General features: G+C 56.8%; 5 protein-coding genes and 1 tRNA gene. 5 read left to right on the top strand and 1 reads right to left on the bottom strand.

Going from position 1 to position 6448, the window contains the following annotated elements:
• Positions 1-228 precede the first annotated feature (228 nt).
• The 5 genes from HMPREF9081_RS02635 (at position 229) to HMPREF9081_RS02615 (ending at position 6189) form a co-directional block, all read left to right on the top strand.
• Positions 229-1959: a GGDEF domain-containing protein gene (locus HMPREF9081_RS02635; protein ID WP_006305413.1), complete on the top strand. Its 1731-nt coding sequence runs from the start codon at positions 229-231 to the stop codon at positions 1957-1959.
• 193 nt (positions 1960-2152) lie between these two features.
• Positions 2153-3877, top strand: coding sequence for a GGDEF domain-containing protein (locus HMPREF9081_RS02630; protein ID WP_006305412.1), 1725 nt, complete (start codon positions 2153-2155; stop codon positions 3875-3877).
• 429 nt (positions 3878-4306) lie between these two features.
• Positions 4307-4804 (top strand): DUF805 domain-containing protein, encoded by a 498-nt coding sequence (locus tag HMPREF9081_RS02625; RefSeq protein ID WP_006305411.1) that lies wholly within the window; start codon positions 4307-4309, stop codon positions 4802-4804.
• Positions 4805-4816: 12 nt separating this feature from the next.
• Positions 4817-5887, top strand: coding sequence for a DUF805 domain-containing protein (locus HMPREF9081_RS02620; RefSeq protein WP_006305410.1), 1071 nt, complete (start codon positions 4817-4819; stop codon positions 5885-5887).
• A gap of 23 nt (positions 5888-5910) precedes the next feature.
• Positions 5911-6189 (top strand): zinc ribbon domain-containing protein, encoded by a 279-nt coding sequence (locus tag HMPREF9081_RS02615; RefSeq protein WP_040395401.1) that lies wholly within the window; start codon positions 5911-5913, stop codon positions 6187-6189.
• A gap of 81 nt (positions 6190-6270) precedes the next feature.
• Here the strand turns inward: HMPREF9081_RS02615 and HMPREF9081_RS02610 are convergent.
• Positions 6271-6347 (bottom strand) — tRNA-Arg (locus HMPREF9081_RS02610).
• Between the last annotated feature and the right edge of the window lie 101 nt (positions 6348-6448).

The following is a 6448-nucleotide window of genomic DNA, read 5'->3' as shown; positions in this document are numbered from 1 at the left end:
GGGGGAAGTGGCGAGCGCAGCGAGCCGATAGGGGCATTCGTAGAGCAGCCCCTTTCTTTGACGCAGCCCCCAACAATATGGTATGCAATATCTTATTTTTATGCTATAATATTTATCATACTATAATCATGGGAAGACACCCCCGATTCAAGGATGTGAGGAATCACGGATAAAATGATGGCGGTGCTGAATTTATCAGTGATTCCGTAAAGGGGCACGAACGCACAAATGGCAACTTTTTTTCAAAAAATACGGGAAAATTTTATCACACTGCTCTGTGTCATCTTCATTGCGGCACTGGCAGGACTCTCTTGGCAGTCGCTCTCGACCTCGCCGTATTCGAATCTCCAGCCGAAATACGCCGTCACGGAGGGCAACCCCGACTATAAGGACATCATCGGATTCGACCCCGACCGTTTTGACTGGCAGCCCTATGACTATCCCGCGCTGCCCCCGATCCCGCAGGGCACAAAGACGGTCTACCTCACGTGGGAGATCCCGGAGACGATACCGCTCTTTGTCAACCACATCCTCTTTGCAACGGCGAATCAGGATGCCTACGTCTACCTCGGCAATGAGCTCATCTATATGCACGGCAACTGGGACGATCTGACCGATACGCACGGACGGACGCTCCACTTCCTCCACATCAACGAGAGTCTCGCGGGCAAACAGCTCACGATCATGCTGCACACGGGCTATGCGAACTGGCTCGGCAGCATCGACTACTTCTTCATCGGCAGTGAGCGCTCCCTCATCCGCAAGATCAGCCTCACGGACGCCATCTACATCGCCAGCCTCTCCATCGCACTTTCACTCATCGTTTTCCTCGTCATGGACCTCGTCTGGCGCGGCATCGACCGGCAGAGAACGATGCAGCTCTACCTCATCGCCTTCCTCGTCAGCTTCATCCTGTGGACGACGGGCACCTCGTCATTCTTCTCACGCATGCTCAGCATGCCGGCTCTCTGGTGGGAGATCCACCTCATGATGCTCTACATCATGCCCATCACCTTTGCCAAGGTCATACAGGAAATCGTCGCTCCCGCCTATACGAAACATATACAAAACGCCATCATCATCTATATGGTCGTCTTCGTTACGGCAACCATTACAGAGATCCTCGGGCTCGACGGCTATATGAACCTGCTCTATCTCTTCTACCCCATCCTCCTCGTCAGCTGCCTCGTGCTCATCCATACGCTCCTGCGTTCGGACTGGCAGCAGTATCCCGCATGCCGCTACGGCAGCGTTGCCATGATCTCTCTCACGATCTTTGTCGGCATTGACGCCCTGCACTTTGAGTACCACCGCCTTGCCGGCATCCTCTCCATGACGATCTTCTCCATCTACGCCGTCATCCCGTTCGTCTTCTTCCTCATCCGCGAGCAGATGCTGACGGACGCACGTCTCGCGCAGCAGAACGAAACCCTGTCGAAGGAGCTGCAGGAGTCACAAGACGAGGCGGTGCGCGACTTCCTCACGGGCGCATACAACCGCCATCAACTGGAGGATGGCATTGCGAACTACTCTGCGCTTGCGAACGAGCGCGGCTTCGCGTTCTCCTTTGCCATTTTCGACGTGGATCACTTCAAGTCCGTCAATGATACGCGCGGTCATCTCGGTGGGGACAAGGTGCTGCGGCAGATTGCCGATACCATCCACGCAAGGATCGACCGCCGCCACATCTTCATTCGCTACGGCGGCGACGAGTTCATCCTCCTCGCCCTCCATCACGATCTCGCTCAGATGGTCGCATTCTGCGAGGAGCTGCGCAAAACACTGGAGGCGACACTGGGCGGCGTCACGCTGAGCTTTGGCGTCTCGACGTGGCACGGCGCGGACGATCGCATGTCGGCACTGATGGAGCGCGCCGACCGCGCCCTCTACCTCTCAAAGGAAAAGGGACGCAACGCCGTCTCCGGTGAGGATGAATTCTTGGAAAAACCGAAACAATAATGCCGAATCCTTGGGGCTGCTGCACGAAGCTAAAAAACTTCGTAGGGCAGCCCCTTTTTGTATACCGTATTTCTCATCAATATTCGCATTCTTTTTCATTTTTCTATTGTTTTACACCTAATTCGTATGGTATAATTATCCTAAATATCAGTGAATACACGTTACCCGCCTCTCCCCAAGGGGGTGTAGACCCATGAACAAAGTACTAGTTTTTCTGCGGGGGAATTTTCTCACCCTGCTCTGTATAGGACTTCTCGTCGGAGCGACAGCTCTGGCGTGGCGCCTCCTTGCGACACCGCTGGATCCTCATATGCACGCCGAATACGCCGTCATGAAGGGGAATCCGGAGTACAAGGACATCATCGGGTTTCGTGCGGGCAATTTCGACTGGCAGGAGTATGACTACCCCGCGCCGCCCCCCATGCCCGACGGCACAACGACCGTCTACCTCTCGTGGCGCATCCCGCTCTCCGCGCGTTTTGTAAACGATCACATCCTGTTTTCCACGACGAATCAGAACGTCTACGTCTATCTGGACAACGAGCTCGTCTATATGCACGGCGACTGGAGCAACCCGATGGCGTCGCGCGGGCGCGCGTTCCACTACGTTCACCTCGATCAGAACCTCGCGGGCAAGCGCCTCACCATCATGCTGCACTCGGGGTATCCGAACTGGATTGGCAGCCTCGACTACTTCATGCTGGGCTCCTCGCGCCTCTTCCTGCGCAACCTCAGCCTCGCGGATGCCATCTACATCTCAAGTCTCTCCGTGGCGATTGTGCTCATCGTCTTCCTCATCATGGATCTGGCGTGGCGCGGTGCAAAGGCAGGCCGTCGCCGCATGCAGCTCTATCTGATTGCCTTTCTTGCGAGCTTTATCCTGTGGACGACGGGCACCTCCTCGTTCTTCCCGCGCATCTACGGCATGGCTGATCTCTGGTGGGAAATCCATCTCGTCATGCTCTACATCATGCCCCTGACCTGCGCACGCATCACACAGGAGATCGTCGCGCCGCACTACACCGCACGCGTTCGGATGATTATGGTGGTCTTCGCCCTCCTCTTCGGCATTGCGACGGTAGCCGAGCTGCTGGGGCTGGACGGATTTATGAACCTTCTCTTCCTCTTCTACCCGCTCCTCCTCATCGGATGTCTCCTGCTCGTCTACACCCTCGTCCGTTCGAGCTGGACCTATCATCCTGCGTGTCGCTACGGCAGTTTTGCCATCATCGTGATCGTCATCTTCGGCGGCATCGACGCCCTGCACTGGGAGTATCATCAGCTCTCCGTCATGCTCTCGACCACCGTCTTTTCGATCTATGCCGCCATCCCCTTCATTTTCTACACGATCCGTGAGCAAATGCTTGCGGATGCGTCCCTCGCCCGGCAAAACGAGGAGCTTGCCCGCGAGCTTGAGATCTCGCAGAACGAGGCACAGCGCGACTTCCTCACGGGCGCATACAACCGCCATCAGCTCGGAAACGGCTTTGCGACTTTCTCCGCGCTCTCGTATAAGCGCGGTTTCAAATTCTCCTTTGCCATCTTTGACGTGGATCACTTCAAGACCGTCAACGATACAAAGGGACACCTCGCGGGCGATCAGATCCTGCGGCAGATCGCCGATACCATCCACGCGAGGATCGACCGCCGCCATCTCTTCATCCGCTACGGCGGCGACGAGTTCGTCCTCCTCGCCCTGCACTACGACCTCGCGGCCATGGTCGCGTTCTGCGACCATCTCAGGAGCATCCTCGAACAGAGCCTCGACGGCGTCACACTCAGCTTTGGCGTCTCGACATGGCACGGGAAAAAGGATCGCCTGCGCGCCCTCATCGACCGCGCCGACCGCGCCCTCTACATCTCGAAGGAAAAGGGACGCAACGTCGTCTCCGCCGAGAACGAGGAGGGCGCAGCATAGGCAAGCCCCAGCCCCACAACCCTTGGATTGGCAGCCTCCTATAGCCCCCATACCACACTTTATATAATGGACAGAGCGCCGTTTCCGCAGACGGCGCTCTATCCATTCACTTATAAAATCTCGCTTCTATGATAATTGTTACGGAAGAATGCGGACTGCGATGTTCCAAAGCAAACCCTAGTGGAGCAAGTGGGAAAAGTGCGCGGTACGCCCCGGCGGATTTCGTCGTTCAACCGAAGGGCGTTTAGAAATTCGCCGGTATTTAAGCGTACAAGCGCACGAACGCTTGCGAACGAGGCGTTTGCGTGGAGCATCGCAATCCGTAACACTTGACATAGACCCGAAATCCCATCCTTTTTGCCAATTCCGACACAATATGCTACAATAGGGACGTTTTTATCATGCGTTATTGTTGTAAGGAGAGTTCCAATGCATCAGATTGACAACGGTATCAAGGAAAATTTCTTTCAGTGGCACGGGCGCCTCAACCGCCTGCGCTACCTCAAACGCCTCCTCGCCCTCCTCGGCATCAGCGTGGTGCTCTACATCGTCATGATGGTCTTCGTCATCCTCGTCGGCGACAACACCATGCAAATGGACGAGTCTGCCGCCAATGGCATCTTTGGTCTCTTTACCCTGCTCTGTTTCCCGATCACGGTCTCAAGCTATATGCTGATGATTCGACGCCTGCACGACATCGGGCTCTCGGGCTTTTTCATCCTCCTCAGCTTCATCCCGATCGTCAGCTTCGGATTTTTGCTCTACATCCTTTTCAAGCGGGGCACGGAGGGCGACAACAGCTACGGTCCCGATCCGCTCGGCGCTGCCGCGGCTCCCGCGTCCAAGCTGGACAAAAATCCCTACGCACGCGCGGCCGATACGAACGCACCGACGGATATCACGCCGCCCAAAGACCCACAGGGCTGACGGAGCATCGTCATGAATCAGACACTCTTTTCGACGCACGGGAGACTCACGCGGCGCGACTACGCGCTGACCATCGGCGCACTCGGCGGCTGCGCGTCGCTCCTCACATTTATCGCCCTCTCCACCCTTCTGCCGGTCTCCTATTTCGTGGCGACCATGTTTTTCCGCGAGACGGCGACGGCGTTCTGGATTCTTCTCATCACGGGCATCATCCTCATCCTCACCTGCGCCGCAGCCCTCGTGCCGCTCTGCGTGATCCCCGCTACGGTGCGCCGTCTGCATGACATCGGCCGCAGCGGATGGCTCGCCTTCCCGCTCGTCTTCATGAGCATCCTCCCGCTCGGACTGCCCACCGTGATACTCCTCTCCTTCCTCAATACCTTTGGAGGGATGGGACAGGTTCCCCTCATCGACGCCATAGAGAGCGCAGACGATCTCATCGCGGTCCTCACGCTCAGCTACATCCTCCTCTGCGTCATCGCAGTCCCCATCCTCGCCGCTTTCGCTGCCTATGTCTTTCTCAAAAAGAGCGCGGAGCTCCCAAACCGCTACGGAGACATTCCCGTCGAGGAGGAGATTCCCTCCGTTCGCGCGGCATTTTTCGCGGCAACCGGGCAGATCGACCGCGCGCACTTTATATTTCGTGCACTCGTTGTGATCGCCGCTGCGGGGATCGTTCTGCCCACCCTCGGGCAGTCCGTCCTCTATCCCCTTGCCATCATCGGCAAGTCCCTCGGGCTCGTACCCACCGGCGCGGAGTTCTTCGCCCTGTTCATCGGCGGTGCAGTCTACCCGCTCGCCACGCTGCCGCTCGTCCTGCAGCGCCTTCAAACCCTCGGGCACGCGAAGTGGGAGGCGCTTTTAGTCTACGCCGCACTTCTTCCGAACCTCCTCTGCACGGCGGCGTTCGCGCACCTCATCGGCAGACCCAATCTCGTGGATGAGAGTACCATCGGCGACGCCATCATCGAGGAATTCATCATCATCGGTGCGGCAAACGACACGATCTTCATCGCCCTCTGGAGCCTCTGCGGCATCCTCTCCCTGATCGGGATCGTGCGGCTGCTGAAAACGGATGAATGAGTTGGAAGGAAAGCGAGGCAATCATGTTCTGTCCCAAATGCAACAAATTCGTACCCTCCTCTGCAAATGCCTGCCCGAACTGCGGCATTCCCATCATCACCGGTTTCTCCCCAAACTACGGTGCGGGCTTCGACCTCGGTGAAGATGACAGCGAGAGCAGGAACGATGCTCCTCCACGCAAGGTACGGGACTCTGACCTCTATGACGATGTACCGGATATGGACAACGTCATTGCAGATGAGAGCAAGTCCTCCGGCATCGGCAGCAGGCTCAAATCCCTCTTTGGATTTGGGAAGGGATAACGCCAATGCAAAACGCCCCGACAATCGTCGGGGCGTTTTGCATTGCTCAGGATCGCCGAGGAGTCTGTCATACAAAATAAATGGTGCGATTGGCGCGAGTCGAACGCGCGACCCTCTGCTTAGGAGGCAGATGCTCTATCCATCTGAGCTACAACCGCATGCCTCTTGCATTTTATCAAAAGACAGCGCAATATGCAAGTCCTATGCGCGCACCATGCAAAAAGGGCTGCTGCACAAACGCCCCTATCGGCTCGCTACG

This window comes from Centipeda periodontii DSM 2778, from assembly GCF_000213975.1.
Taxonomy (GTDB): domain Bacteria; phylum Bacillota; class Negativicutes; order Selenomonadales; family Selenomonadaceae; genus Centipeda; species Centipeda periodontii.
The sequence above is the reverse complement of the archived record's forward strand: the minus strand, read 5'-3'. Positions and strand labels throughout refer to the sequence as shown.

Excerpts from the sequence above, each read along its gene's own strand:
- HMPREF9081_RS02620 (WP_006305410.1), top strand. The coding sequence starts at position 4,817 with ATGAATCAGACACTCTTTTCGACGCACGGGAGACTCACGCGGCGCGAC.
- HMPREF9081_RS02635 (WP_006305413.1), top strand. The coding sequence starts at position 229 with ATGGCAACTTTTTTTCAAAAAATACGGGAAAATTTTATCACACTGCTC.
- HMPREF9081_RS02615 (WP_040395401.1), top strand. The coding sequence starts at position 5,911 with ATGTTCTGTCCCAAATGCAACAAATTCGTACCCTCCTCTGCAAATGCC.
- HMPREF9081_RS02630 (WP_006305412.1), top strand. The coding sequence starts at position 2,153 with ATGAACAAAGTACTAGTTTTTCTGCGGGGGAATTTTCTCACCCTGCTC.
- HMPREF9081_RS02625 (WP_006305411.1), top strand. The coding sequence starts at position 4,307 with ATGCATCAGATTGACAACGGTATCAAGGAAAATTTCTTTCAGTGGCAC.